The organism is Paraburkholderia sacchari, from assembly GCF_000785435.2.
Lineage (GTDB): Bacteria > Pseudomonadota > Gammaproteobacteria > Burkholderiales > Burkholderiaceae > Paraburkholderia > Paraburkholderia sacchari.
Genome location: NZ_JTDB02000001.1, coordinates 1,490,945 through 1,515,138 on the forward strand (window position 1 = coordinate 1,490,945; position 24,194 = coordinate 1,515,138).

Below are 24,194 nucleotides of genomic sequence, written 5' to 3' on the forward strand. Positions count from 1 at the left end.
GCTTTCGGGTCGTCTTGCCGCATCGGCTTGCCTCCTGTGTCGTATCGGAAATCGCGCGAGCGCTTCGCGTGTCACGAGGAGGATACCGTGCGCGGACCGATATGCGGGCTCCGCGGTACATTCAGGCGCATTCAACCGCATTCGGCGCAACGGACTACGCCAGCGTCCCGCGGCCCCGAGGCGCGCCCAGGCCGGTGCGCTGCTGCGCGCCCCACTTGCGGCGCCCGAGCAAAAAATGCAGCCAGCCGAGCGCTGCGCCCGCGTGGCGCATCAACTGGAACGAGAATGGCTCGAAGATCGCCGCTAGCAGCGCCATGCCGAAGCTGGAGTTCGTACGGTCGCCGCTCCAGCGCCGGTACACATACACGGAAAACAGATGGAACGCGAGATCGATCACGACCTTCCCGACGATCACCGCGAGCACCGGCAGCACGATCGTGAAGCGGCCGTCGAAGAGAAACCCGAGCAACAGCGCAAACGCCGTAAGGCCATAAATGGGCTGCATGGTATCGAACGCCTTCACGGGCAGCATCATGAGACCGAGCTTGCCGTAGCGACGGTTCCCAGTCATGTCGCGATACCAGTACTGGGTCTGCAAAAAACCCGCGAACCAGCGGCGGCGCTGCCGCAGAAAGCTTGCGAGCGTGCCGGGCGCGTCGGTGCGGGCGCGCGCGGCGCCAATCACGCGCACATCCCAGCCGAGCCGCTCGCGCGCCGAATAGCGCCGCAGCCGATGGATCAGTTCGTAATCCTCTACAAGGCAATGCGGATCGAAGCCGCCCACCGCCACTATCGCGTCGCGCCGGAAGGCCGCGAACGCGCCGGAGACGAGCAGCAGGCTGTCCGCGCGCATCCACGCGAAGCGCGAGATGAAATTGCGGATGTACTCGTAGGTCTGGAACCACTGAAAAAAGCGCCCGCTCGGCGAGCGTCCGCAAACCGGCGTGAGCAGCCCCGCCGCTGCCACGAGCGTGGGATCGCGGCCAAACGCGTCGACCATGGCCGCGCAGGCATCGGGTTCGAGCAGCGTGTCGGCGTCGACGGTCATCACCGCATCGGTCCGTATCGCGCAGAGCGCCGCGTTGAGCGCGCGCGCCTTCCCGCCGTGCGGCAGTTTCAGCCAGCGCAGATTCGGATAGCCGGGCGAAGGCGGGCTCAAGCGCCCTTCGCCGGGATCGGCCAGCCCGTAGCGATGCACAAGCAATGCTGTGGTGCCGTCGCTCGAGCCATCGTCGGCAATCACGATTTGTTGCGGTGCGCGAGTCTGTGCGAACAGCGCGTCGAGCGTGATGGGCAGCACCGCCGCCTCGTTGTGGGCGGCGACGATCACACCGAGCGTCGGTTGCGACACGGGCCCCGCTGCTATGGCATCGGCCGTGATGGCCGCCGCGCCGGCTGGACCCAGCAGCACGCGCGCCTGCCATGCCACGAACACGAGTAGCAGCGTGTCGTAAATCACATAGGCAATGCCGGTCGACCACGCGACCACGCCTTGCAGAAAAAATGCGCGCGCAAACAACATGCACCACAGCACCATGATGCCCACGTGAATCGCGATGCTGGCAAACGGCGTTCGCGGCGGCGCGAGGCGCGGCGACGTACGCGCGAGCGCCTCGTCCAGCCGGTTGTTCAAGGCAGTCCTTGTTGCGGTGTTCACGGCATCATCCGGCGCAGCACCGAATGGCGATCGATCCATTGATGCTTGAGCGCCCCCGCGACATGCAGCGCGAGCACGCCGTACAACGCATAGCTGCACGCCGTGTGCAGCGCGCCAAACTGATCGTGCAACTGGTTCTTGGTCGCCGGATCGAGATTCATGATGAAGCCAATGCGCGGCCACTGAAACAGGCCGAACAGATACATGGGATGCGACGCGGCGGCTACCCACGCGGAGTCGTGCAGCCAGCCCGAAAGCGGCATGGCGAAGATGAGCACGTACAGCACGATGTGCGCGGCGTGCGCCGCCGTACGCTCCCACATGGAGAATTCGGCGGGCAAAGGCGGCGGCCGATGCGTGAAACGCCACAGCACGCGCAGGATCGCAAGGCCGAGCACGGTGATGCCAATGGATTTGTGCGTGTCGATGACGAAGCGAATCGACTCATCGGATAGTGTGCCGTCGGGCAACAGCGCGACGGTCAGCCCGAGTGCGACGTTGGCGAGAATCAGCAAGGCGATCGACCAGTGCAGCAGCACGGCAACGCGCGTGTACTTCTGCGCGGATGCCGTGGTCGCGGAACCGGGTGCGGCGGAAAGGGAAGTTTTCACGTGAGCATGCAGTAACGTTTCAGTCTGGGAATAACGCGCCGGTCGGCGGATTTATTCCCTCGCGCGCATTGCGAATTGCGCAGACCGTATAGTGCGATCCGCGCATTATGCGCCCTCGCCTCACGCTGCGCAGAAGCGCATCGGCATGCCTCGTGCCGATGGCGCCGAACCTGCACAGCCACGCATCAATAAAAAACCGGCGCGGTGCACAAGCACCGCGCCGGTTCAAACAATCAACGCGATAGCCGCCTGGCTAACAGCGCCCTTACCTCCCGCTGCTCGCCTTGGCTTCAATCGCGCGCCCAACCTCGGCATCGATATTTTTCCAGTACTCGAACACGCGCTCACGCACCGGGCTGCGCACACCGTTCAGGCTCGCCACCACCTGGTCGACGAGTTGCGCGCGCTGCGCGTCGTTGAAAACGTTGCGCACGAGATTGCCCGCCTGGCCGAAATCGTCGTCTTCGGCATGCAGCGTATAGGCGCTGCGCACCATTTCGCCATCGGCTTCCCAGCCTTCTTCAACGGAACCGGTCTGGTCGGCCCACGGACGCCCGCCGCTGTTCGGCGCATAGACCGGCGCGCTGCCGCTGTGCTCGTAAGTCATGTTGCCGTCGAACATATAGGTCTGTACCGGCACCTTCGGGCGATTCACCGGCAACTGGTGGAAGTTCGTGCCGATACGCGCGCGCTGCGCATCGTTATAGGCAAACGCGCGGCCCAGCAGCATCCGGTCCGGCGACAGCCCGATGCCCGGCACCGTGTTGCCCGGCGAGAACGCCGCCTGCTCGATCTGCGCGAAGAAGTTCTCCGGGTTGCGATTGAGCGTCATCGTGCCGACCTTGATGAGCGGATAGTCCTTGTGCGACCACGTCTTGGTTAGATCGAACGGATTGAAGCGATAGGTCCTGGCGTCGGCATAAGGCATGACCTGCACCGAAACCCTCCACGACGGATGCTCGCCGCGCTGGATCGCCTCGAATAGATCGCGGCGATGGAAGTCGGCGTCGCGGCCGGACGTGGCCTCCGCCTCAGCGTTCGTGAAAAACTGCATGCCCTGGTTCGTATGGAAGTGATACTTGACCCAGAACTTCTCGCCCTGCGCATTCACCCACATGAACGTATGCGAGCCGTAGCCGTTCATATGGCGCCATGTCCTCGGCAGCCCGCGCTCGCCCATCAGATACGTGACTTGATGCGCCGTCTCCGGATTGCTGGTCCAGAAGTCCCATTGCATGTGGCTGTCGCGCAAGCCGGAATCGGGAAGCCGCTTCTGGCTGCGGATGAAGTGGGGAAACTTCATCGGGTCGCGCACGAAGAACACCGGCGTATTGTTGCCGACCAGATCGTAATTGCCTTCGGTCGTATAGAACTTCAGCGAGAACCCGCGCACGTCGCGCCAGGTATCAGGGCTGCCCATCTCGCCCGCCACTGTGGAAAAGCGCGCGAGCACTTCGGTGCTGGCACCCTTCTGGAACAAGGCCGCCTTCGTGTACTTCGAGACGTCCTCCGTGACCTTGAACTCGCCAAACGCGCCAGCGCCCTTCGCATGCGGTTGGCGCTCCGGCACTTTCTCGCGATTGAAGTGCGCCATCTGCTCGAGAAAATGCACGTCGTGCAACAGAATCGGGCCGTCAGGACCGATGGTCAGCGAGTTGCGGTCGCTGACGGCCGGTGCCCCCGTGCTCGTCGTGGATTTGCCGAGAGACTTGCCGCTCGAATCAGCCATTTCACATCTCCTGTGTCGACCAGAGGTAGCCAGAGAGCGCAATTGTGCCCGCGACCACAGCAAGCTGCGCGCAGGCGGTTCAGCACGCGACTCATGCATTTCGCATCGGAAATTTCGGGTGTACAAGAGCGCGTTCTAAAGGCCTACGCTTTGTCTCGATTTTCCGAAGCGAATCAGGTGCTTACGGAATTGGTGCGATGCACAAGAAATTGCTTGACACGTCTTTGTTTTGAGATATGATGGAGTCAATTGCTGCATCGCACCAATACGCGAACCTGGTGCTCGATCGACAGAAAGTTTTCTTTTTTTCGTAACGGAACCGACGCGTAGCGGTCCACCCTCAGGAACGACGACATGACTCTGCCTACCCCCGAACAATTCGCCGCCACCCAGAAAGCTGGTCTTGAAGCCCTCTTCGGTCTCACGAACAAGGCATTCGAAGGCGCAGTCAAGCTCGCCGAACTGAACATCGAAACGGCTCGCGCCGCCATCGTGGAAGGCCAGGAACACGCCCAGCGCACGCTGTCGGCCAAGGACCCGCAAGGTTTCTTCGCCCTGCAAGCAGGCTTCGCGCAACCGGCCGCCGAAAAGGCGCTGGCCTATGGCCGCAACGTCTACGCAATCGTCTCGGCCGCGCAAACGGAATTCGCACAAGCCGCGCAAAGCCAGTTCGAGCAGCAGCAGCACGCCGTGCAATCGCTGATCGACAACGCAGCGAAGAACGCACCGGCCGGTTCGGAGACCGCCGTCGCGGCATTCAAGTCGGCGATCACGGCTGCTCAAGGCGCCTACGAGTCGGTGAACAAGGCCGCCAAGCAAGCTGCCGAAATGGCCGAAAGCAACTTCGAAGCAGTCACCAAGGCTGCATCGAAGGCCGCTGCTCAAGCCACGCGTGGCGCGAAGCAAGCTGCTTAAGAAGTCAGACGAATAGAGGCAACGCCCTTCGGCGTTGTTGACCGGGCGCCCGAATGGACGTCACGGTCAAAAAAAGCGGGCTTCGCATAAGCGAAGCCCGCTTTTTTTCATTCCTGGACCGAACACGGCCCGAACGCGGATCAGGAGCCGAACATGCGGCTCACCGCGTTCTCGAGATGGTCGCGCATGGCCCGCGACGCGCGCTCGGAGTCGTGCGCCTGAATGGCTTCGAGCACTTCGAGATGCTCCTGCTGTACGAGGCGCTGCCGCTCGATGGACTTCACGAGCGAGAGGTTGCGCGACAAATTCATGCTGAACACCATCTGCTCCTGGATGCCCGAGAGCGCGGTGATAAAGAATTGATTCTTCGACGCGCGGGCCACGGCCATATGAAACGCAAAGTCGTCCTTCGCGCCGATGCTCGACGTTTCGACGATGGTCTGGAGGTTCTCCCATTCGTGGCGAATTGCGGCGACATCGGCATCGTCGGCCTTCTGCGCGGCGAGCGCAGCCGCGCCCGCCTCGACCACCACGCGGTACTCGTAACAGCGCCGGATGTCCGACAACGTTTCGAGCGGCGCGAAGCGGCGCACGTCCGGATCCGGGCGGCGCATGACCGTCGTTCCGGAGCCGTGACGCGTGGCGATGATGCCGTCCGCGCGCAACTGCGCGAGCGCTTCGCGCACAGTCGGACGCGACGTCGCGAAGCGTTCCGCGAGCATGTGCTCGGTCGGTAGCCGCTCCCCTTCCTTGTATTCGCCTTCGATGATGCGGCTCAGGATGTCGCTGTAAATCCGCGCCGGCATGTTCGGCGCTTTCTGCTCAGCCATGGTGAAGTGCTACGTGCGAAGTTGTCAGGTGTGTTTCGGATTGTAAGTCATACGGCGCGCGCATCGAGCGCGTTGGCTTTGCCGCGAACGCCAAACCATGTATCGGCACTTCGATCAGGCCCTGCGCGTCGCGCCATAGCCCGATGTGTCCGTCCACACGATGGCGGGCGATGAAAGGAAACAACAGTGGGTTGCCGCCGCGCACTAGCGCGGGATGGCTCCAGTCGGCCGCATCGGGCCAGCGAATGATCGGCGAGCCATGCAATTGCCACGAGAGCAAGCGCCCGCCAGCTTGCGGCGCAATCCGCAGACACGAGCCGCCGCGCACGATTTCGATGATTTCCTGCCCCTGAAACTGCGCCATTTCGTATCGGAAAAAGAGAAAAATTTGGACGTGGCCTCTTGCCACTGCGTCGACCCCGCCGGCACTGTTGTAATACAACAAAATTATTGCCAACTCGCCCACCGCGCCTCGATCACGGGCCAGTCATCGAACGACTGGACGCGCCACACGAGCGCGGGCGCCGTTGCACCCCCGGGAAAATCCCACCGACACATAATTTGCTTTACAACCTTGTCGCAAATAGCATGCTACCTTACATGAAGGTCCCGGCTATGATCGGCATTGTTTGCAACTATCTCGCGCGCAGTTCGCTGCCGTGGCGACGCCCACGCTCACCGAAACGCTCCGCATGCTCACGCAGCAGTATGCGTACGTGGTCACCGCTTTCCAGGCCGGCCAGGCACTCTCGCAGCCCATCGCTGGCTTCGTGCTCGGCGCCGTGGGCGTGACGATCGGCTTTGCGATCTTCGCGTTCGGCTGGGCCGTCGCCAACAGGCTGAACGGCCTCGCCTCCAGCTGGCCCGCGCTCGCCTTCTTCCGCAGCCTGCTCGGCATGAGCGAAGCCGCGATCGTCCCGGCCGGCATGAAGGCCATCAGCCAGTGGTCTCCTGCCAGGGAGCGCTCGGTAGCCGCCGGCTGGCTCGACACCGGCACGTCGATCGGCGCGATGTCGTCCCGCTGCTCGTGGCCCAGTGCATTCTCAAGTACAACTGGCAATTGTTATTCGTGCTGACCGGCGGCGGCGCGCTGATCTGGGTGGCCCTGCGGCTCGTGGTTTTCCGCACGCCGGCCGAACACTCGATGCTCTCGCAGCAAGAAGCCGAGTACATCCTCGCGGGCCAGGACGCGACGCAACAGAGCACCGCTGGCGAACGTCCGCCGTGGAAGGAAGTGCTCAAGCAGCGCCGCTTCTGGGGCATCGGCATTCCGCGCATGCTCGCGGAGCCGGCATGGCAGACCTTCGGCACGTGAAGTAAGTTGCATTGTCCGGCGCCGCTGGCCAACTCGGCACCGTCTTGCGCAAGAGCCTGCTCGAACGTGGCGTCAACCTGCATTCGGCGGCCGGGCCGAAACCACTAGAGCCGCTCGTTTCAGGCGGAGACGACATGCACGGCGACCTGCGCGACCCCGCAGTAATCGACCGCCTGCTCTAAGGCGTCGACGTGCTGATCCACATGGCCGGCACGAGCGTCGAGCGCCCTCTACCCGAGTTCATCGAGAACAACCTGCGCGGGCTCGTCGAAGTCTACGAAGGCGCACGCCGCCACGGCACGAAGCGCACCCTGTTCGCGGGTTCGAATCACGCGATGGGCACGTATCCGATGGAAGACCAGCTCGCGCTCGACTGCGCGTTTCGCCCCGACGGCTTTTATGGGCTCAGCAAGGCGTGGAGCGAATCGCTCGCTCGGCTCTACTGGGACAAGCACGGCATCGAGACCGTGAACGTGCGCATCGTCAGTTGCCTGCCGAAGCCCACCGAATTCCGCCATCTGAGCATGTGGTTCGGCCACGACGACCTGTTCCATCTCGACGATCGCGTGATCAACGTGGAGTCGATCGGCTTCGCGGTCGTGTGTGGCGTGTCGAACAATACGCGCAGCTATTGGGTGCAAGGCGGCGCGAATGACGATGCCGTACGTCTCGCTTTCAAGCCGCAGCAGAATGCCGAAGACTATGCGGCTGAGATACTCGCCAAAGGGAATCTGCTCGACGCAGTGGCGCAGCGCTATCAGGGCGGAAGTTTTGCGAGCATCGATTTAACGCCGAAGGACAAGCGCGGAAAACACTCGTAATGTCTCGCGTTCCGACACCAGTCCACACGACGCGTCATGCTGGTCAAAATTTCCGCCCCCGGGCAAGACCGGAGCCAGTTATCCGCCCTGACCCGCGACACCATCGACAACGATGACCTGGGACTCAGTCGACCGCGCCCGTGCTGAGATCGGTAGCAGGGGCCTCGCCTTGGACATCGCTGTCATTGTTCGTCTGACCGCTACCCGTGGACCTGTCAGCGGAAAACGCTGTGCCGGACTCGTCGCCCGTGGCTGGCGCTAACGAAGCATCTGACGAAGGAGATTCTTGCGCTACATTCTGACCGGTCGACGACGCATAGGATCCCTTATCGTTGTTCACGAAGTATTCGCCCGGTGCGCCGATGTCGCCGGCATCGCCGTTGCTACCGGCATCGGGCGAGCCGTGGCTGTTACCGAACGATGGCGTAAATTGCCCCGCTGCCGGTGCCGACGCAGAATCTGGCTGAGCAACGTTACCCGATGGCACCGCATTCGTTGCATGTGTATTGGCTGCACCATTACCGCCGGCAACCTGCCCCCCTGACGCGCTGGCGTTGCTGGCGTTGCTGGCGTTGCTGGCGTTGCTGGCGTTGCTGGCGTTGCTGGCGTTGCTGGCGTTGCTGGCGTTGCTGGCGTTGCTGGCGCTACCAGTATCGTTGTAGTTGATGGCCGTCCACTTGCCTGTGGTCGGCGAAAAATCCGCGCTGCCCAGTTCTTTTCCGTTCCGGTCTGTCAAATTGGTATGCGTAATGTTGCCATTCGTATCCATCCACACATTACCTGTCGACCCATCATTGTGCTGGATGGACCTACTGGGTGGCGTGCTGAAGTCGAGCGAGCCGTGGCTGTTACCGAACGATGGCGTAAATTGCCCCGCTGCCGGCGCCGACGCAGAATCTGGCTGAGCAACGTTACCCGATGGCACCGCATTCGCTGCATGTGTATTGGCTGCACCATTACCGCCGGCAACCTGCCCGCCTGACGCACTGGCGTTGCTGGCGTTGCTGGCGTTGCTGGCGTTGCTGGCGTTGCTGGCGTTGCTGGCGTTGCTGGCGTTGCTGGCGTTGCTGGCGTTGCTGGCGTTGCTGGCGTTGCTGGCGTTGCTGGCGTTGCTGGCGTTGCTGGCGTTGCTGGCGTTGCTGGCGTTGCTGGCGCTACCAGTATCGTTGTAGTTGATGGCCGTCCACTTGCCTGTGGTCGGCGAAAAATCCGCGCTGCCCAGTTCTTTTCCGTTCCGGTCTGTCAAATTGGTATGCGTAATGTTGCCATTCGTATCCATCCACACATTACCTGTTGACCCATCATTGTGCTGGATGGACCTACTGGGTGGCGTGCTGAAGTCGAGCGAGCCGTGGCTGTTACCGAACGATGGCGTAAATTGCCCCGCTGCCGGTGCCGACGCAGAATCTGGCTGAGCAACGTTACCCGATGGCACCGCATTCGTTGCATGTGTATTGGCTGCACCATTACCGCCGGCAACCTGCCCCCCTGACGCGCTGGCGTTGCTGGCGTTGCTGGCGTTGCTGGCGTTGCTGGCGTTGCTGGCGTTGCTGGCGCTACCAGTATCGTTGTAGTTGATGGCCGTCCACTTGCCTGTGGTCGGCGAAAAATCCGCGCTGCCCAGTTCTTTTCCGTTCCGGTCTGTCAAATCAGTATGCGTAATGTTGCCGTTCGTATCCATCCACACATTACCTGTCGACCCATCATTGTGCTGGATGGACCTACTGGGTGGCGTGCTGAAGTCGAGCGAGCCGTGGCTGTTACCGAACGATGGCGTAAATTGCCCCGCTGCCGGCGCCGACGCAGAATCTGGCTGAGCAACGTTACCCGATGGCACCGCATTCGCTGCATGTGTATTGGCCGCACCATTACCGCCGGCAACCTGCCCGCCTGACGCGCTGGCGTTGCCGCCGCTACCAGTAGCGTTGTAGTTGATGGCCGTCCACTTGCCTGTGGTCGGCGAAAAATCTGCGCTGCCCAGTTCTTTTCCGTTCCGGTCTGTCAAATTGGTATGCGTAATGTTGCCATTCGGATCCCGCCAGACGCTACTAATCGTACCGTCGTTGTGCCGGATGAAAGTCATGCTTCCTGGGGAATGTGTGACGCCCGAAGCACGAGGCTTAACTCCACCCTTATCTTGGTTGCTACTGGGAAGATTACCTAAGTTCGTCGAGCGAATGCTTTGCACTCTCATGCGATACTCCATCGTGATAGGATTGTCGAATACGCTGCAGCATTACTTTTAGGCTTGCTGAATAAATCACCCTTACCTGTCCTTCCATGCGAGGACGATCTCAGTCTGCCGGTAAAGAGCGGGGGTGCGGTGATACCCCTGTATTCACATTCACACGCTGGAAAATTCTGCGCGACGGCCCGCGCCGCCTCCTGCGAAGCAGATCAGAATGTGTCGATCGTATCGGTGCAAGTGTTGAGGAAAGCTTGGCGACGGATTCGAAAATGCTGCCGCTCGTGTCGGCAAGCGGCCCAGGAAACAAGACGCGTTCTGCGCGGCAAGCCGAGCGTCAATACTTCGTCAGTCGCCCAATATCACAGCACGCCCGATTTCAGGATCATCTGCACCGCCGCCGCCAGCACGCACACGAGCACGACGATCCGGAACAGCATCGGATGCAGCTTGTCGCGCAACGGCCGGATCAAGAACATGCCCGCGATGGACGGCAGGCTCGCCGCGGCCGAGATCGCGAGATCGGCGCCGCTGGCGTGCGCGCCTCCGCTAAACGTGGTGACCAGCGTGAGCACCGATACCACGAGAATGATCGCGATCTGCTTGGTGAACGCGCGGCCCGTTGTGCCCGTGGCGATCAGGTACATCGCGAGCAGCGGCCCGGGTACCGACGCAATGCTCTCCATGAGCGCCGCGCCGAACCCCAGCGCGAAGCCCACCGGCTTGACGATCGAAGGCGAGAGCGTGAGCCGCGGTGAAGCGAGCATCAACGCAGCGGCCACGATCAGCGTGACGCCCGAAGCGGCCAGCGCATGGTGCGGCTCGAGCCGGATCAGCACGGCCACGCCCACGATATTGCCGATCACGGTGCCGAGCAGCGGCGCGGCAATCTGCTTGACGGTCTTCCACAACTCTCCGCCTTCGAGCGCCTGCGGAATATTGCCGAGGATGATCGGCATCGAGAGCAGCAGCACGGCCTGCTTCACGGGCAGGTAATGCGTGAGGATTGGCATGGCGACGAGCGGCACACCAATGCCGGTCACGCCCTTCACCATGCCGCCGAGCACGAGCGCAATGGCAATGCCGCAGAGTTCGAGCACGTCGAGCGCCTGCATGTGTGGAAGCAGGACGCCCCCGGAGAGATGGAAGTCGAGCATTGAAGAGGTAGGGTGCGTGGCGAGGCGCGCGAGGCGTCCCCGCGCATTCGGCCGGATTTATCTTGAAAAGCGGACTGCATGATAGCGCAGCCGTGCGAGCCGCACTTGGCGCACTAAATTGCATGCCCCCAAAAATCGCGTATTGGCCCGTACTGGCCAAACGCGCTCCGTGCCCGCTGCCGCCCCTTAGCGAATCTCGGGCTCGCCGCCACCGCTACCACAACTACCAACACCGCCGCCACACGAGCTGGCCACGCCGTCACGCCGCAGGAAATCGAATTTGCACCCCTTGTCCGCCTGCATCACGTGCATCTGGAACATCGCGCCATAGCCGCGCGTGAAGCGCGGCGCGGGCGCAACCCATGCCGCTTTGCGGCGCGCCATTTCCTCGTCGGAGATCAGCACGCTGAGGCGGCGCTCGGACGCTCATGCACGCGTCCGAAATGCGCAGCATGTCACCAAGGCCTTTTCAGCAGCTTGAGCAGAAACGCGGCGCTCGCCTGCTCAATCGCAGCACTCGGCGCGCGAGCAACACTGCCGAAGGCGAGGTGTGCTTCATTACCGAAGGCCTCGCCTCGGGCGCGCTCAAGCCCGCGATCGACCGCACGTTCGCATTCGATCGCATCACTGCATGGAATCCGGCGAGCAGGTGGGCAGGATTGCGGTCACGGTTTGGTGGGCTGACTGGCGCGCGAGCGCGCCAGCACGTCGAGATTGCCTTCGCCGAAGCCATGATGGCCGCAGCGCTGCACCACTTCAAAGAAAATCTCGCCGGGGCGGCGCTTCACGAAGGTCTGGAAAAACAGGCGTGGCACGCCGTCCGCGCCAATCTCGCCGTCGATCAGGACATGGCGCTGGCGCAGCGCATCGACATCGACGCCATGGCCCGGCAGCCGCGCATCGATCGAGTCGTAATATGCAGCGGGCGGCTCGACGAACTCCACGCCATTGGCCTTCAACGCGTCGATGCACGGCACGATGTCGTCGGTGGCGAGCGCGATGTGCTGAACGCCCTCGCCCGGATGATCGGGCAGGTAGTCATGCATGAGTTCGGTGCGGCGCGTGCCCTCCTCATACACGGGAATGCGGATCTCGCCATCCGGCGACACCATCACGCGCGAGCCCTGCGCCACATGCCAATTCGCGTCGATCTCGTGAATCTCGCGGAAATGCAGCAGATCGCGATAAAAGTCGAGCCATTCGCCGATGCGCCCCGCGCCCACAGTCTGCGTGAGGTGATCGACGCGCTGGAGGCCCGTACCGCCGTGGTCGAGATCGGCCTGCGCGGTCGCGACGTCGATGGGCCGAAAGTCAATGTCGAAAATCGAAATATCGCCCACGCCGCCACGCTGACCGCCCCGGCCGCGCCAGCGGTCCACGAAGTAAATGTGCGAGTCGCCAATGCCCTGAATGGCCGGAATCTTGAGCTCGCCGCTGCCGAGGCGCTCACCTTCGAATGCCCATGCGCCGAGCCGCAACGCGTGCTCGAAGGCGCGCCGCGCGTTCTCCACGCGCACACCGATCGCGCAAATGCCCATGCCGTACTCCTCGGCGTAACGCGAAGCGAACGAATCGGGTTCGGCGTTGACGAGGAAATTCATCTGGCCCTGCCGATACAGCGTGACGTTCTTGCTCACATGGCGCGCAATGGCCTTGAACCCCAGTTGCGCGAGTTGCGCCCCAAGCACCGCGGGCTCGGGCGCTGCGAATTCGACGAATTCCAGACCGGCCATACCAAGCGGATTGGCCTGATCCTGCGAGGCGGAACGGGGGTTGGACGACATTCGGAAGACTCCTGAAACGGACGGAAAGAGGCAACGCCGATTTTAACCAGATCGTACACTTCACCCAAAGCTGAGAGATGAGCTGAGGGATGCCTGCCCACTCGCCGGCCTTGGTGCTAACCCGCAAAACGTTCGATAATCGCACGCAACTGGGCGATTATCGCGCATCATGCGCGCCTGGCGCATTGCCCTGGCGCCTGCGCGGTCCTATGCTCCGTTTCACCGTCGCGGCACCCCAGGCAAGCGGCTTAAGCATGAGACCAGCGTAAGGAGACACCCTCATGACCCCTACCCTCGACACCACTGGCGCCGCCGAACCGGCCAACGCCGGCCGCTCGCGCAGCCAGGCGAAGAAGGCTGCGCTCGGCAGCTTCGTCGGCGCCGTCGTCGACTGGTACGACTTTCTGCTTTACGGCATCGTTGCCGCGCTGGTCTTCAATGCGGAATTCTTCCCGAACATCGGCCGCAACATGGGCACGCTCGCGGCTTTCGCGACCTTCGGCGTGGGCTTTCTATTCCGGCCGCTCGGCGGCGTGGTGTTCGGCCACTACGGCGACCGGCTCGGGCGCAAGCGCATGCTCGTCCTCACCGTCATGATGATGGGCCTCTCCACGGTCGCCATCGGCTTTTTGCCCACCTTCGCCTCGATCGGCTGGTGGGCGCCCGTGCTGCTCGTGCTGTTTCGCGCGATTCAAGGGTTCGCCGTGGGCGGCGAATGGGGCGGCGCGGCGCTCATGGCCGTGGAAAGCGCACCCGCGGGCAAAAAGGCGTTTTATAGCAGCGGCGTGCAAGTGGGCTACGGCGTGGGCCTCGTGCTCGCGACCGGCATTGTCACGCTGCTGAGCCACGTGCTCGGCGACGCCGCGTTCCGCTCGTGGGGCTGGCGCCTGCCCTTCATCTTCAGTGTGGCGCTGGTCCTCGTGGGCCTGTGGGTGCGCTCGAGCATGGACGAGTCGCACGAGTTCGTCGAGAAGGTCGAGCACGGCCATCGGAAACTGAAGATGCCAGTGCTCGAAGCGCTGACGCGTCATCCGAAAGCGTTTCTTTATATCGTCGCGCTGCGCCTTGCAGAACTCTTCACGATGTATATCGTGACCGCCTTCGCGCTCAGCTATTCGACCGCCAACCTCGGTCTTTCGCGCGACCTGTTTCTCGGCATCGGCCTCTTCGTCGGCGCGCTCTCGTGCGTGACCATTCCCTGCTTCGCGTGGCTCGCCGACCGCATCGGCCTGCGCCGCATCTATCTGATTGGCGCGGTGATCGGCCTTGCGAGCGCCGTGCCGTTCTTCCTCGCGCTCGAAGCACGCTCGACGGTGTGGATCGTGATCTTCTCGGTGGCGCTCGCCAATCTCGCTCACGACATGGTGGTAAGCGTGCAGCAGCCGCTCTTCACCGAATTGTTCGGCGCCGAGTACCGCTATAGCGGCGCGGGCGTCGGCTATCAATTCGCGAGCGTGGTGGGCGGCGGCTTCACGCCGTTCATCGCCGTGGCGCTGGTGAATTTCGGCGGCGGCACGTGGCATCTGGTGGCCGCATACCTGGCCATCGGCTGCCTGATCTCGCTGATCGTGGCCGCGCGCATGAAACCCGCGAAGGCATAAGCCGCGACGCTCTCATTCCATCGCTGGTTATCGAGGCCGGGCACACGCCCGGCCTTTGCGCTATCCGATCATGAAAACCACGTCCCTTGCCAAACGCGACTGGATCGCCGGACTCGAAAAAGGCCTCGCCATTCTCGAAGCCTTCGACAATCAGCACGCGCGCATGACCGCGACGCAAGCCGCCGAACGCACCGGGCTCTCGCGCACCGCTGCGCGACGCTATTTGCTGACGCTCGAATCGCTGGGCTATGTCCATACCGACGGGCGGCTCTTCGGGCTCACCCCGCGCGTGCTGCGCGTGGGCTGGTCGTATTTCGATTCGGCACGTTTGCCTCGCAGTGTGCAGCCTTATCTGCAGCAATTGAGCGCGACCCTCAACGAATCGGCCTATGTGAGCGTGCTCGACGACTGGGATCTTGTGGTGATCGCACGCAACGGCGTCTCGCGCGTGATGACCACGGGCTTCGTGCTCGGCGCGCGCGTGCCCGCGCCGCTAATCTCGCCCGGTGTGGTGCTGCTTGCTCACCTGGAGGATCAGCAGGCGGTATCGGCCTGGCTCGATACGGTCGAACTCGCGCCGTTCACGCCGCATACGATCACGAGCGCCGCACGCTTGCGCGAAAAGATCGTGCGAGCACGCGCTGATGGCTATGCGCTCATTGAGCAGCAGTTGCAAGTGGGCGTGCGCGGGGTGGCCGTGCCGTTGCGCAACCGCAGCGGCGAGGTGGTGGCCGCGCTCAGCACTAATATGTCGATGGGACATGAAAGCGCCGAGGCGGCGGTGAAGCGCGTGCTCCCGCATTTGCAGGAGACGGCGCTGGCGATGTTGAATGTGTTGTGAGCCGTGCAGACCGGCAGTGCTTGGTGCCTCACTCTTTCGCGGTCTGCCCGCCATCGTCGCCGGCTATCCGCAATTGATTCGCCACGAGTTCGAGTTTGAGCGGCTTTTTCGGATCGAGCTTCTTCTTCCCGATCACGCGTTTCCATGCGCCATCCGTACCCGGCGCGCGATACAGCGCAATTGCGGCCACATACTGCGTGTTCTTCTGCATAGGCTCGGTAAAGCTCGCCGACGCGCCCGGGTTCAGCACCGCCGCCATACTCGAATTGAGATCCCGCGCCAACACGGTCCTGTCGTTCCCTCCAGTGACGGCATACGCGATCTGCTGCGTGACACGGCGCTGTATGTGACTTCGCTTGCGCCCGGGGGCGAGCCGCAGTCCATCGGCGCGATGCAGAATGAGTGCCGCGAACTCGTGCGCAATTTCGCCGAGGCGCTGCACCGTCGCGGCTATCCCGACGACGTCTGCAAAGACGCCGAAATGGCCCAGTGCGGCCTGCTCGACGAAATCGCCCTGCGCTACTTCAAGGATGAAACACGCTCCGCCTGGGAACTTCATCCGCTTCAAGTGGAACGCTTCGGCATTCACGACGCCGGCGAACGCGTATTCGACCGACTCGAGCAGCGCCTGCGCGAGCCCATGCCCCAGGTCGATCTCCTCGAGTGCTATTCGGCAGTGCTCGCATGGGCTTTGTCGGCTGTCACGCGCGCGAGGGTAACGCGAAGCTCGACGCGCTCGTGAGCGCACTGCACGCGAAAATCGCCAAACTGCGCCCGGCCACCGCCCAGCCGTTTACCGCCGATTACCGCGCGCGCCTAGCTTCCGACTGGCTGCACCGACTTTCGCCATGGGCAACTGCGGGACTTTTCGCCATCGTGGCCATACTTGTCTGGCTCGCGTGGCACGGTGCGCTCGATATGCAGCTCACCCAGCTGCTTTCCGGGCAGCCCCGGTCGTGACCTCGGCTACCCACGAAGGACGCGGCTATCCGCTCAGGCTGCTCGTCCTCTTCGCCTTTACCCTCACGCTGGCGTTGATCTGGCTCGTGCTGCCGCTCGAACGCGGCACGGTCTGGACCTTGACGGTCGCCTGCACACTCGCCGCATGCGCCATGCTCGCGTGGCGGACCCGACAGCTCGCCAATACGCGTACGCAGAATACTCAGGCGCTGGCCGCGCTCGGCACAGTGACCTCGGCGATTCCCGATGGCATGCACAGCGGCATGCCCTTGGTGCTGCTCACCGGTGACGGGCTCTCCGAGCTTTTCGACCGCGACGACACCACGCGCCTCGCATGGGTGGGCGACGGCGCGATCTGGCTACGCGTCGATGAGCCGAATGCACTGCCGCGCCTGGCCGCCGCGGTCAAACAGTGGCGCAACGGCCGCGCGCCCGACGGTGTCGTGCTCAGCATCGCGCCTGCACTGCATGCGAACGCTGATGCGCTCGCCCAGAAGCTGCGCCTCGTCAGGCAGGCCATGGCAGACGCGTCGCGCATGCTCGGCACGCGCCTGCCTGGGTACGTGGCGGTGTATCAGCGTCTGGCTGGTCGGGGGCCGATTGCGCTTTCCGCGCGAGATCACGTGACCGATGGGCCGCAGTGGTATGGCGCGGCGTCGCCAACGCCGCTCGCCGGCGCCAGCGCTTTCGAGGCGGCGATCCGCGCCGCCAAGGATGCGGTCCAGAAGACATCCCGCATTGGGGATGCTGTAGCTCGAACGACCAGCGCCGCGGGCATCGCTTCGATCGTCGACTGGACGCAGCGCTTGGTGATGGGCGTGCTTCTCGATCGTCAGCAGCCCGCTGCACCATGGCCGTTGCACGGCGCTGGCTGGATCGACTGCGGCCCCGCGAGTTGGCCCGACTCTCCGTGGGAGCGCGAAATCGAACTGCGCACGAAGGTAGCGCCCGCGCCCGTCGCTGCGTCCCCGTCTCCCTGGCCGCTGCCCCAGCCGCTGATCGAAACGATGCCGGTCCAGCGGAAGACCTCGTCGCGTCTAGCCGCACTCGGCCATGCGCTGGCACTGCTCGCCTGCGCGGCAGCTGTGGCGTTCTGGAGCAGCGCAAAAAATAACGAAGCATTGCTAACAAAAATAGGCGCTGATCTGGAGCGCTTCCATGCGATTCCGGCTGCAAACGACGCTGCGAAGCGAGACGCGCTAGTCCCACTCGTCGCCGCGCGCGACCAGCTCGACCGATATGCGCGCACGGGCGTGCCGTTGCGGCTGTCGTTCGGAATGTATCACGGTGCAGAATTGATCGTGCCGCTCAACAGTGCAATCGCTTCGTATGTGGCACCGGCGCCGCCGCCCGCCGTGGTCACGCTCGACAGCATGTCGCTGTTCGACAGCGGCAAGGCGCAACTCAAGGAGGGTTCGACGCGTGCGATGGTCGGTGCGCTCGAGATGATCAAGGCGCACCCTGGCAAGCGGATCCTTGTGGCCGGCCACACCGACAACGTGGGCGATCCGCCCAGCAATCTGAAGCTTTCGGTTGCCCGCGCCGCCGCCGTGCGCGACTGGCTGGTTGACGCCTTGGGCATTTCCGCAACGCAATTCGCGATCCAGGGCTACGGCGACACACGCCCGATCGCGGACAACGGTACCCAGGAAGGACGCGCGCGCAACCGGCGCGTCGAAATCACGCTGGTTCCGGACGCCGTGCAGTAAAAAAATCCCTTAGCCCCCGAAGCGCTCCGCTTCGTGATCGTGATGCCCGGGGAAGGATTCCGTGTAAAGTCAGCAGTACATAGCAGATTAAAAATAGGAGTTAAGCATGGCAATTCCGGCCTATATGTGGCTCAAGGACGACGGCGGCACGGACATCAAAGGCTCAGTCACGGTGCAGGGCCGCGAGGGCAGTGTCGAGGTCACCGCGTTCGATCACGGTCTGCATATCCCGACCGACGGCAATACCGGCAAGCTGGCCGGCACGCGCGTGCACGCGCCGATCACGCTGACGAAGGAAACCGACGCGTCGACGCCTTATCTGTACAAGGCGGTTACGAGCAGTCAGACGCTCAAGTCCGCTGAAATCAAGTGGTACAAGATCGACGATGCGGGCAAGGAGAAGGAGTACTTCAACACGAAGCTCGAGAACGTGAAAATCGTTGCGGTGCGCCCGAAGATGCTCGACATCAAGGTGCCCGACTACGAGAAACACAACCACCTCGAAGAAGTCGAGCTGCGCTACGAGACCATCACATGGTCGTACAAGGACGGCAACATCATCCACAAGGACACGTGGAACGAACGTTCCTGATCCATTGTTGCGGGCCGGTATGCCCATGCCGGCCCCTTTCCGGGCCGGGGCCGGGTGACGGCCGCCCCCCTTTGCCAATACCATGCCCATGCGCGACGAACGAATAAAATCCTCTCGGGACACCGGTCAACTGCTGCGCCAGCTCAACCCTCATTGCGCGAGCGCGCTCGAGGCGGCCGCGAGCCTTTGCCAGATGCGGCTCGCCGACGAGATCACGGTGGAGCACTGGCTGCTCAAGCTCATCGAAGCCGGCGACGGAGACATTCCTGCGATTGTCCGGCACTACGACATCGATATTGACGTCGTGTGGGATGCACTGATCGGCGCGATCGATCATCTGCCGCGCAGCCTGCGCGGGCGCCCCGCGCTTTCGCCGCAACTCGCCGCCGTGCTCCAGGAGGCGTCCTTGCATGCGTCGGCCGAAGCGAACGATGCGAACAATGACGCCATTCGCTCGGCACATCTGCTGCAGGCGATCGTCGATGCGCCGCATGTCCTGCGCGCACGCAACGCGTGGCCGCTGCTCTCGATGTCCAGTGCGCAGATCCGGCGTCTGCTGCCGCGTCTTGGCAACCGCACGTGCGAGGCGCGCGTAGAGGAGCCGTCGGCATCGGCACCGGAAAGCATGGCACCATTCGCCGACGCTGAAACGAACCAGGCGAACGGCACATCTGCGGCGGGCAGCACACCACCTTCTTCCTCCGCCCACAAGGTCGAAGGCGGCGCGCTCTCGCGCTTCGCCATCGACATCACGCAAAAGGCGCTCGACGGCAAGATCGATCCGGTCTTCGGACGCGATCGCGAGATTCAGCAGATGGTCGACGTGCTCGCGCGCCGCCGCAAGAACAATCCGATTCTCGTGGGCGAACCCGGCGTCGGCAAGACCGCGATTGTGGAAGGTCTCGCGCTGCGCGTGGCCGAAGGCACCGTGCCCAACGTGATCCGCGCCGTGCGCATTCTCACGCTCGACTTGGGCCTGCTACAGGCGGGAGCCGGTGTGAAAGGCGAATTCGAGCAGCGCCTGAAGAACGTGATCGACGAGGTTCAGGCTTCGGCGGTGCCCATCCTGCTCTTCATCGATGAGGCCCATACGCTGATTGGCGCCGGCAACGCCGCTGGTGGCGCCGATGCCGCGAACCTGCTCAAGCCCGCCCTCGCACGAGGCGAACTGCGGACGATCGCGGCCACGACGTGGTCGGAATACAAGCAATACTTCGAGCGCGATGCGGCGCTCGAGCGCAGCTTCCAGGTCATCAAGGTCGATGAGCCCGACGACGATGCCGCCTGCCTCATGCTGCGCCGTCTCAAGGAACGCTACGCGCGCTATCACCACGTGCACATCCGCGACGAGGAGCTCGTGGCCGCGGTGAAGCTCTCGCGCCGCTATATCCCGGCTCGGCAGTTGCCCGACAAGGCGGTCGATTTGATCGACACAGCCGCCGCGCGTGTGCGCATGGGTCTGGAGTCGCCACCAGCCGAACTGCAACGCGCCCGCGCACGCGTGGCCACGCTCGAACTCGAACACGCTACGCTCGACGCCGACCGCCAGGCTGGCATCGAGCCTGCAAGCGCGCAACAGGAGGCGCTGGACGCGGCGCTCGCCGGTGCGCAGGAGGAACTGGCCGCGCTTCAGGCGCGTTACGAAATCGAGCTCGAACGGGTTCGCGCTATCGAGACGCTGCGAGCCGCCTCTCGATCGGATCAATTGGATCAATCGAATCAATCGAATCAATCGGCACGCAACGCCACCGCGCTCGCGCAGGCGCGGCAAGCGCTCGCGGATGCACAGGGCAAAGCGCCGCTGATCTTCGCCGATGTCAACGCGGGAGCCATCGCACGTGTGCCGGCCGAGTGGACGGGCGTGCCGGTGGGCAGCCTCGTCGAGGACGAACTGCTCGGCCTGCTTACGCTCGAAGCGCGGCTGGCTGCACGCGTGGTCGCGCAGGACGATGCGCTCGCGGCACTCGCGGAAAGCCTGCGGTCGGCGAGGGCCGGCCTGAAGAACGAGCACGCGCGACTCGGCGTTTTTCTGCTCGCTGGGCCATCGGGCGTCGGCAAGACCGAAACGGCGCTCGCGCTCGCCGACGTGCTGTTCGGCGGCGAAGCCGCACTCACGACAATCAATATGTCGGAGTACCAGGAATTACATACGGTTTCCAAGCTGAAGGGTTCGCCTCCGGGGTACGTCGGATACGGGCGCGGCGGTATTCTGACCGAAGCCGTGAGACAGCGTCCTTATAGCGTAATCCTGCTCGACGAGGTGGAGAAAGCCCACCGCGACGTACTCGACCTGTTCTATCAGGTCTTCGACCGCGGCACGATGCGCGACGGCGAGGGACGCGAAATCGACTTCCGTAACTGCGTGATCCTGACGACATCCAATCTCGGCAGCGAGCAGATCGACGATGCATCTGGCGACAATCCGGCGGTCTCGCATGCGGAACTGCTAGACGCAATCCGTCCGCAGTTGCTCGCGCACTTCCCGCCTGCGCTGCTCGCGCGGTTCCAGACGCTGGCTTACCGGCCACTCGATGCAACGGCGCTTGCCGCGATCGTGCGTTTGAAGCTCGCGAAAGTCGCACAGCGCCTGCGCCGCCAGCACGATGTCGAGTTTGTCTGCGACGACACGCTGATCGACGCGATGGCCGAACTCTGCCTCGAACGTCATACCGGCGCACGCAAAGTCGACGCGTTTCTCAATCAAAGCGTGCTGCCCGCCGTTTCGCGCGAGCTGCTGGCACGCATGGCCGATGGGGCGTTGCCCGCGCAGATCCGTCTGACGAGTTCGCCCGATGGCAACCTGACGATCGACTTTACGTGAGATGGAGCGCGAACGAATGCCCGCAGGCCCTTCCCTCTACGACATGCTGCTCGGACACATTGGCGGCGAACTGCTCGATTGCCATGACGAACGCACGCTCGAATGCCTGAGCGTGCAGCAAAACGGGCAGCGCATCCTGAACACGCGGGCCGGTGCGCTCAAGCATCTGCCCGACTATGGGCTGCCGGACCTCACGAACATCTACAAGGCGCTCCCAGCATCGGCACATCAACTCCGTGACCAGATGGAAGCGACCCTGCTCAAATATGAACCACGCATCCGCTCGATCGACGTGGTGATCCTCGAAAACGACGAGCCCGGCGTGCTGGTGAGCTTCGAGATGACGTGCCACCTGAAAAAGGCGGGGCTCGTCCGTTTCGGGACGTACTTCGAGCCGCCGGGGCGCATGAAGCTGCTGCGCAGGACCCAGAATCAAACCTGAACCACGCCGCCTTCACCCACCCGCCCCCGCCTCCTGCACGACCCAATCATGAAACAGCCGCATCGCCGGCGACATCTCGCGCGAGCGCAGCCACGTGAGCCAATAGCTGCCGGTCGGCACCTCGACATCGAACGGCTGCGCCAGCAGCCCCGCCTGCAACTCGCGCGCAAACATGCGCGCAGGCGCGAGCGCCACGCCCGCGCCCTGCATGGCCGCCTCGGCCATCAACCGCGATGAATCGAAGATCGGCCCGCTCACCGTCCACGGTTCGAGCCCGGCGGCCACGAACCAGCGCAACCATTCGTCAGTGCGATAGGAGCGCAACAGCGTCTCTTTCGCCAGATCGGCGGGCGCCGCAAGCCGCCGGGCGATCTCGGGCGCGCACAGCACGGCAAGCGGCGCGTCGAGCAGCCGCGTGTTCTCGGTGGCGGGCCACATGCCGTCGCCAAAGCGAATCGCGAAATCGAGCCCTTCGCCCGCGAGGTCGACGAGATTGTTGTTGGTGAGCAGGCGCAACTCCACGAACGGATGCGCCTCGCGAAACAACTTGAGCCGCGGCATCAGCCAGCCGATCGCGAAGGTGCCTACCACGCCCACCGTCAATACCTCATGGAGGCGCCCGCCTTCGAACTGCTTGAGCACGGCCTCGATACGGCCAAACGCGTCGCTGAGCACGGGCAGGAGCGCGCGCGCCTCGTCGGTCATGCCGAGCCCGCGCGGCAGCCGCCTGAAGAGCGGCACGCCGAGCCACTCTTCGAGCGTGCGCACCTGCTGGCTGACCGCCGCCTGCGTGACCTTCAATTCGAGGCCCGCGCGCGTGAAGCTCAAGTGGCGCGCCGACGCCTCGAAGGCTCTGAGCGCATGAAGCGGTAAATTGGGGCGCATAAGCGACCTATAAGATTGGCTTTTGTCAGAGCCAAATTATCGTCGCTTGTCGCGTGGCCGGCAACGCACCACAATTCTCGGCGCACGTCGTGTTCATTGATGGATAAGCCCACAATTTCGCGCCATTTTGCGCACTTGCGCGCTACCCGCCCCCCGTCCAAAAACCTGATCATGGCCAACCACATGAAGACCAAGCTAAAACTGTTTCTGATGACACTCATGTGTGCGGCGGCCAGCGCCAGCGCAGTCCAACCCGATATGAAAGCCGCCGTGGATGCCGCCATCGCCCCGCTGCGGACGCAATACGGCATTCCGGGTGTGGCGGTGGGCATCACGGTGGGCGGCAAGCATGCGTTCTACAACTACGGCGTAGCATCGAAGGCCAAGGACGCGCCGGCGGTCGACAACGAGACGCTGTTCGAACTCGGCTCGCTCACCAAGACGTTCACCGCCACGCTGGCCTGCCGCGCGCAGACTAGTGGCAAGCTCTCGTTCGACGCACCCGCGAGCCAGTACGTCAGCGGATTGCGCGGCAGCCCATTCGACCATGTGAGCGTGCTCAATCTCGGCACGCATACTTCCGGCCTGCCGCTGTTCGTGCCGGAGAACATCACGAACGATGCGCAAATGACAGCCTGGCTGCGCGACTGGCAACCGCCGGGTCCAATCGGCTCGCAGCGCGTGTATTCGAATCTCGGTATCGGCCTGCTTGGGCGCGCGGCCGCTCAAGGCCTGGGCGTACCGTTTCGCGACGCCGTGCAGAAAGATCTCTTGCCCGCCTTCGGCATGACGCACACGTGGCTCGACGTGCCCGCCTCCAGCATGCCGCGCTATGCGCAGGGCTATGACAAGCACGACGCTCCCGTGCGGCTGCACCCCGGAGTATTCGCCGACGAAGCCTATGGCCTGCGCTCGACCACGGGCGACCTCGTGCGCTACCTCGACGCCAATATGGGTCTCGCGCCGCTCGACGCGCCGTGGCAACGCGCGATCGGCTGTACACACACGGGCTATTACACGGCGGGTGTCTTCACGCAGGACCTGGTGTGGGAGCAGTATCCGTGGCCGGTCGCGCTGCAAACGCTCCAGCGCGGCAATAGCCCCGACGCGCTTTACAAGGGCATGCCCGCGCACGCGTTCATGCCGCCGCTGCCGCCGCAAAACCAGGCGCTCCTGAATAAAACCGGCTCGACCAACGGCTTTTCGACCTACGTGGCATTCATACCGGGGCAGCAGATCGGCGTTGTGATCCTCGCCAACAAGTCATATCCAAACGAGGCGCGCGTGACGGCGGCCTACGCGATCCTCGATGCGCTCACGGGCGGGAAGCGCTGAACAT

Annotated in this window: 19 protein-coding genes and 4 pseudogenes; 12 read left to right on the plus strand and 11 right to left on the minus strand. The window is 63.4% G+C overall.

Annotation, left to right across the window (positions count from 1 at the left end; all coding sequences use genetic code 11):
- Positions 1 to 154: 154 nt before the first annotated feature.
- The 3 genes from NH14_RS06620 to NH14_RS06630 all read right to left on the minus strand — a co-directional run bounded on the left by NH14_RS06620 (position 155) and on the right by NH14_RS06630 (position 3,997).
- Positions 155 to 1,633 carry a glycosyltransferase family 2 protein gene (locus NH14_RS06620; protein ID WP_035533889.1) on the minus strand — a complete coding sequence of 493 codons (1,479 nt, stop codon included), beginning with the start codon at positions 1,631 to 1,633 and terminating at the stop codon, positions 155 to 157.
- 20 nt (positions 1,634 to 1,653) lie between these two features.
- Positions 1,654 to 2,268 (minus strand): cytochrome b, encoded by a 615-nt coding sequence (locus NH14_RS06625; protein ID WP_035533891.1) that lies wholly within the window; start codon positions 2,266 to 2,268, stop codon positions 1,654 to 1,656.
- 265 nt (positions 2,269 to 2,533) lie between these two features.
- On the minus strand, positions 2,534 to 3,997 hold the full coding sequence (locus NH14_RS06630) for a catalase (RefSeq protein ID WP_035533893.1): 1,464 nt from the start codon (positions 3,995 to 3,997) through the stop codon (positions 2,534 to 2,536).
- 354 nt (positions 3,998 to 4,351) lie between these two features.
- Between NH14_RS06630 and phaP the strand changes: the two genes are divergently transcribed.
- A complete protein-coding gene (phaP, locus tag NH14_RS06635; RefSeq protein WP_035533895.1) occupies positions 4,352 to 4,912 on the plus strand; it encodes a TIGR01841 family phasin in 561 nt (186 codons plus the stop codon).
- Positions 4,913 to 5,052: 140 nt separating this feature from the next.
- On the opposite strand, the gene NH14_RS06640 is transcribed toward phaP, so the two are convergent.
- Both NH14_RS06640 and NH14_RS33415 read right to left on the minus strand, forming a co-directional pair.
- Positions 5,053 to 5,742 carry a FadR/GntR family transcriptional regulator gene (locus NH14_RS06640; RefSeq protein ID WP_035533897.1) on the minus strand — a complete coding sequence of 230 codons (690 nt, stop codon included), beginning with the start codon at positions 5,740 to 5,742 and terminating at the stop codon, positions 5,053 to 5,055.
- 88 nt (positions 5,743 to 5,830) lie between these two features.
- Positions 5,831 to 6,106: pseudogene (locus NH14_RS33415) on the minus strand (aldose epimerase family protein); the annotation flags it as partial.
- 265 nt (positions 6,107 to 6,371) lie between these two features.
- Between NH14_RS33415 and NH14_RS33420 the strand changes: the two are divergent.
- The 3 genes and pseudogenes from NH14_RS33420 (at position 6,372) to NH14_RS06655 (ending at position 7,878) form a co-directional block, all read left to right on the plus strand.
- Positions 6,372 to 6,818, plus strand: coding sequence for an MFS transporter (locus NH14_RS33420; RefSeq protein WP_052148536.1), 447 nt, complete (start codon positions 6,372 to 6,374; stop codon positions 6,816 to 6,818).
- Positions 6,812 to 7,057 (plus strand): hypothetical protein, encoded by a 246-nt coding sequence (locus NH14_RS33425; protein ID WP_052148537.1) that lies wholly within the window; start codon positions 6,812 to 6,814, stop codon positions 7,055 to 7,057. Before NH14_RS33420 ends, NH14_RS33425 begins: the two co-directional genes overlap by 7 nt.
- Before the next feature lie 11 nt (positions 7,058 to 7,068).
- Positions 7,069 to 7,878, plus strand: a pseudogene (locus tag NH14_RS06655) (NAD-dependent epimerase/dehydratase family protein).
- Positions 7,879 to 8,002: 124 nt separating this feature from the next.
- Here the strand turns inward: NH14_RS06655 and NH14_RS33430 are convergent.
- The 4 genes and pseudogenes from NH14_RS33430 to NH14_RS06680 all read right to left on the minus strand — a co-directional run bounded on the left by NH14_RS33430 (position 8,003) and on the right by NH14_RS06680 (position 13,004).
- On the minus strand, positions 8,003 to 10,072 hold the full coding sequence (locus tag NH14_RS33430) for a hypothetical protein (protein ID WP_237179519.1): 2,070 nt from the start codon (positions 10,070 to 10,072) through the stop codon (positions 8,003 to 8,005).
- Positions 10,073 to 10,425: 353 nt separating this feature from the next.
- The gene (locus NH14_RS06670) at positions 10,426 to 11,220 is read right to left on the minus strand and encodes a sulfite exporter TauE/SafE family protein (protein ID WP_035534915.1); all 795 of its coding nucleotides are present in this window, start codon (positions 11,218 to 11,220) and stop codon (positions 10,426 to 10,428) included.
- A 186-nt stretch (positions 11,221 to 11,406) separates the two neighbouring features.
- A pseudogene (locus NH14_RS06675) lies at positions 11,407 to 11,637 on the minus strand (dihydroxy-acid dehydratase); the annotation flags it as partial.
- Between the two features lie 248 nt (positions 11,638 to 11,885).
- The gene (locus NH14_RS06680) at positions 11,886 to 13,004 is read right to left on the minus strand and encodes a 4-hydroxyphenylpyruvate dioxygenase family protein (protein ID WP_035534909.1); all 1,119 of its coding nucleotides are present in this window, start codon (positions 13,002 to 13,004) and stop codon (positions 11,886 to 11,888) included.
- A 281-nt stretch (positions 13,005 to 13,285) separates the two neighbouring features.
- Between NH14_RS06680 and shiA the strand changes: the two genes are divergently transcribed.
- Together shiA and NH14_RS06690 are read left to right on the plus strand one after the other, a co-directional pair.
- Positions 13,286 to 14,605 (plus strand): shikimate transporter, encoded by a 1,320-nt coding sequence (gene shiA, locus NH14_RS06685; protein ID WP_035534907.1) that lies wholly within the window; start codon positions 13,286 to 13,288, stop codon positions 14,603 to 14,605.
- A 70-nt stretch (positions 14,606 to 14,675) separates the two neighbouring features.
- Positions 14,676 to 15,446, plus strand: coding sequence for an IclR family transcriptional regulator domain-containing protein (locus NH14_RS06690; RefSeq protein ID WP_035534928.1), 771 nt, complete (start codon positions 14,676 to 14,678; stop codon positions 15,444 to 15,446).
- Positions 15,447 to 15,474: 28 nt separating this feature from the next.
- On the opposite strand, the gene NH14_RS33435 is transcribed toward NH14_RS06690, so the two are convergent.
- A complete protein-coding gene (locus tag NH14_RS33435; RefSeq protein ID WP_407947129.1) occupies positions 15,475 to 15,705 on the minus strand; it encodes a type VI secretion lipoprotein TssJ in 231 nt (76 codons plus the stop codon).
- Between the two features lie 87 nt (positions 15,706 to 15,792).
- Between NH14_RS33435 and NH14_RS33440 the strand changes: the two are divergent.
- The 5 genes and pseudogenes from NH14_RS33440 (at position 15,793) to tssE (ending at position 21,970) form a co-directional block, all read left to right on the plus strand.
- Positions 15,793 to 16,406, plus strand: a pseudogene (locus NH14_RS33440) (DotU family type IV/VI secretion system protein).
- A complete protein-coding gene (locus NH14_RS06705) occupies positions 16,295 to 18,115 on the plus strand; it encodes an OmpA family protein (RefSeq protein ID WP_084226025.1) in 1,821 nt (606 codons plus the stop codon). The pseudogene NH14_RS33440 and the gene NH14_RS06705 overlap by 112 nt, the downstream one beginning before the upstream one ends.
- A 106-nt stretch (positions 18,116 to 18,221) precedes the next feature.
- Positions 18,222 to 18,707: an Hcp family type VI secretion system effector gene (locus NH14_RS06710; RefSeq protein WP_035534904.1), complete on the plus strand. Its 486-nt coding sequence runs from the start codon at positions 18,222 to 18,224 to the stop codon at positions 18,705 to 18,707.
- Between the two features lie 82 nt (positions 18,708 to 18,789).
- Positions 18,790 to 21,528 (plus strand): type VI secretion system ATPase TssH, encoded by a 2,739-nt coding sequence (tssH, locus tag NH14_RS06715; protein ID WP_035534901.1) that lies wholly within the window; start codon positions 18,790 to 18,792, stop codon positions 21,526 to 21,528.
- 16 nt (positions 21,529 to 21,544) lie between these two features.
- Positions 21,545 to 21,970 carry a type VI secretion system baseplate subunit TssE gene (gene tssE, locus NH14_RS06720; RefSeq protein ID WP_035534920.1) on the plus strand — a complete coding sequence of 142 codons (426 nt, stop codon included), beginning with the start codon at positions 21,545 to 21,547 and terminating at the stop codon, positions 21,968 to 21,970.
- Between the two features lie 12 nt (positions 21,971 to 21,982).
- On the opposite strand, the gene NH14_RS06725 is transcribed toward tssE, so the two are convergent.
- Positions 21,983 to 22,855 (minus strand): LysR family transcriptional regulator, encoded by an 873-nt coding sequence (locus NH14_RS06725; RefSeq protein ID WP_035534898.1) that lies wholly within the window; start codon positions 22,853 to 22,855, stop codon positions 21,983 to 21,985.
- A gap of 171 nt (positions 22,856 to 23,026) precedes the next feature.
- Here NH14_RS06725 and ampC point away from each other — a divergent pair, with 171 nt between their 5' ends.
- Entirely contained in the window at positions 23,027 to 24,190 is a 1,164-nt protein-coding gene (ampC, locus tag NH14_RS06730; RefSeq protein ID WP_407947121.1) for a class C beta-lactamase, read from the plus strand.
- Positions 24,191 to 24,194 lie beyond the last annotated feature (4 nt).

Bases quoted from the DNA above. Each gene is read 5' to 3' on its own strand.
- NH14_RS06630 (WP_035533893.1), bottom strand. From the start codon at position 3,997: ATGGCTGATTCGAGCGGCAAGTCTCTCGGCAAATCCACGACGAGCACG.
- phaP (WP_035533895.1), top strand. From the start codon at position 4,352: ATGACTCTGCCTACCCCCGAACAATTCGCCGCCACCCAGAAAGCTGGT.
- NH14_RS06640 (WP_035533897.1), bottom strand. From the start codon at position 5,742: ATGGCTGAGCAGAAAGCGCCGAACATGCCGGCGCGGATTTACAGCGAC.
- NH14_RS33430 (WP_237179519.1), bottom strand. From the start codon at position 10,072: ATGAGAGTGCAAAGCATTCGCTCGACGAACTTAGGTAATCTTCCCAGT.
- NH14_RS06670 (WP_035534915.1), bottom strand. From the start codon at position 11,220: ATGCTCGACTTCCATCTCTCCGGGGGCGTCCTGCTTCCACACATGCAG.
- NH14_RS06680 (WP_035534909.1), bottom strand. From the start codon at position 13,004: ATGTCGTCCAACCCCCGTTCCGCCTCGCAGGATCAGGCCAATCCGCTT.
- shiA (WP_035534907.1), top strand. From the start codon at position 13,286: ATGACCCCTACCCTCGACACCACTGGCGCCGCCGAACCGGCCAACGCC.
- NH14_RS06690 (WP_035534928.1), top strand. From the start codon at position 14,676: ATGAAAACCACGTCCCTTGCCAAACGCGACTGGATCGCCGGACTCGAA.
- NH14_RS33435 (WP_407947129.1), bottom strand. From the start codon at position 15,705: ATGGCGGCGGTGCTGAACCCGGGCGCGTCGGCGAGCTTTACCGAGCCT.
- NH14_RS06705 (WP_084226025.1), top strand. From the start codon at position 16,295: ATGGGCAACTGCGGGACTTTTCGCCATCGTGGCCATACTTGTCTGGCT.
- NH14_RS06710 (WP_035534904.1), top strand. From the start codon at position 18,222: ATGGCAATTCCGGCCTATATGTGGCTCAAGGACGACGGCGGCACGGAC.
- tssH (WP_035534901.1), top strand. From the start codon at position 18,790: ATGCCCATGCGCGACGAACGAATAAAATCCTCTCGGGACACCGGTCAA.
- tssE (WP_035534920.1), top strand. From the start codon at position 21,545: ATGCCCGCAGGCCCTTCCCTCTACGACATGCTGCTCGGACACATTGGC.
- NH14_RS06725 (WP_035534898.1), bottom strand. From the start codon at position 22,855: ATGCGCCCCAATTTACCGCTTCATGCGCTCAGAGCCTTCGAGGCGTCG.
- ampC (WP_407947121.1), top strand. From the start codon at position 23,027: ATGGCCAACCACATGAAGACCAAGCTAAAACTGTTTCTGATGACACTC.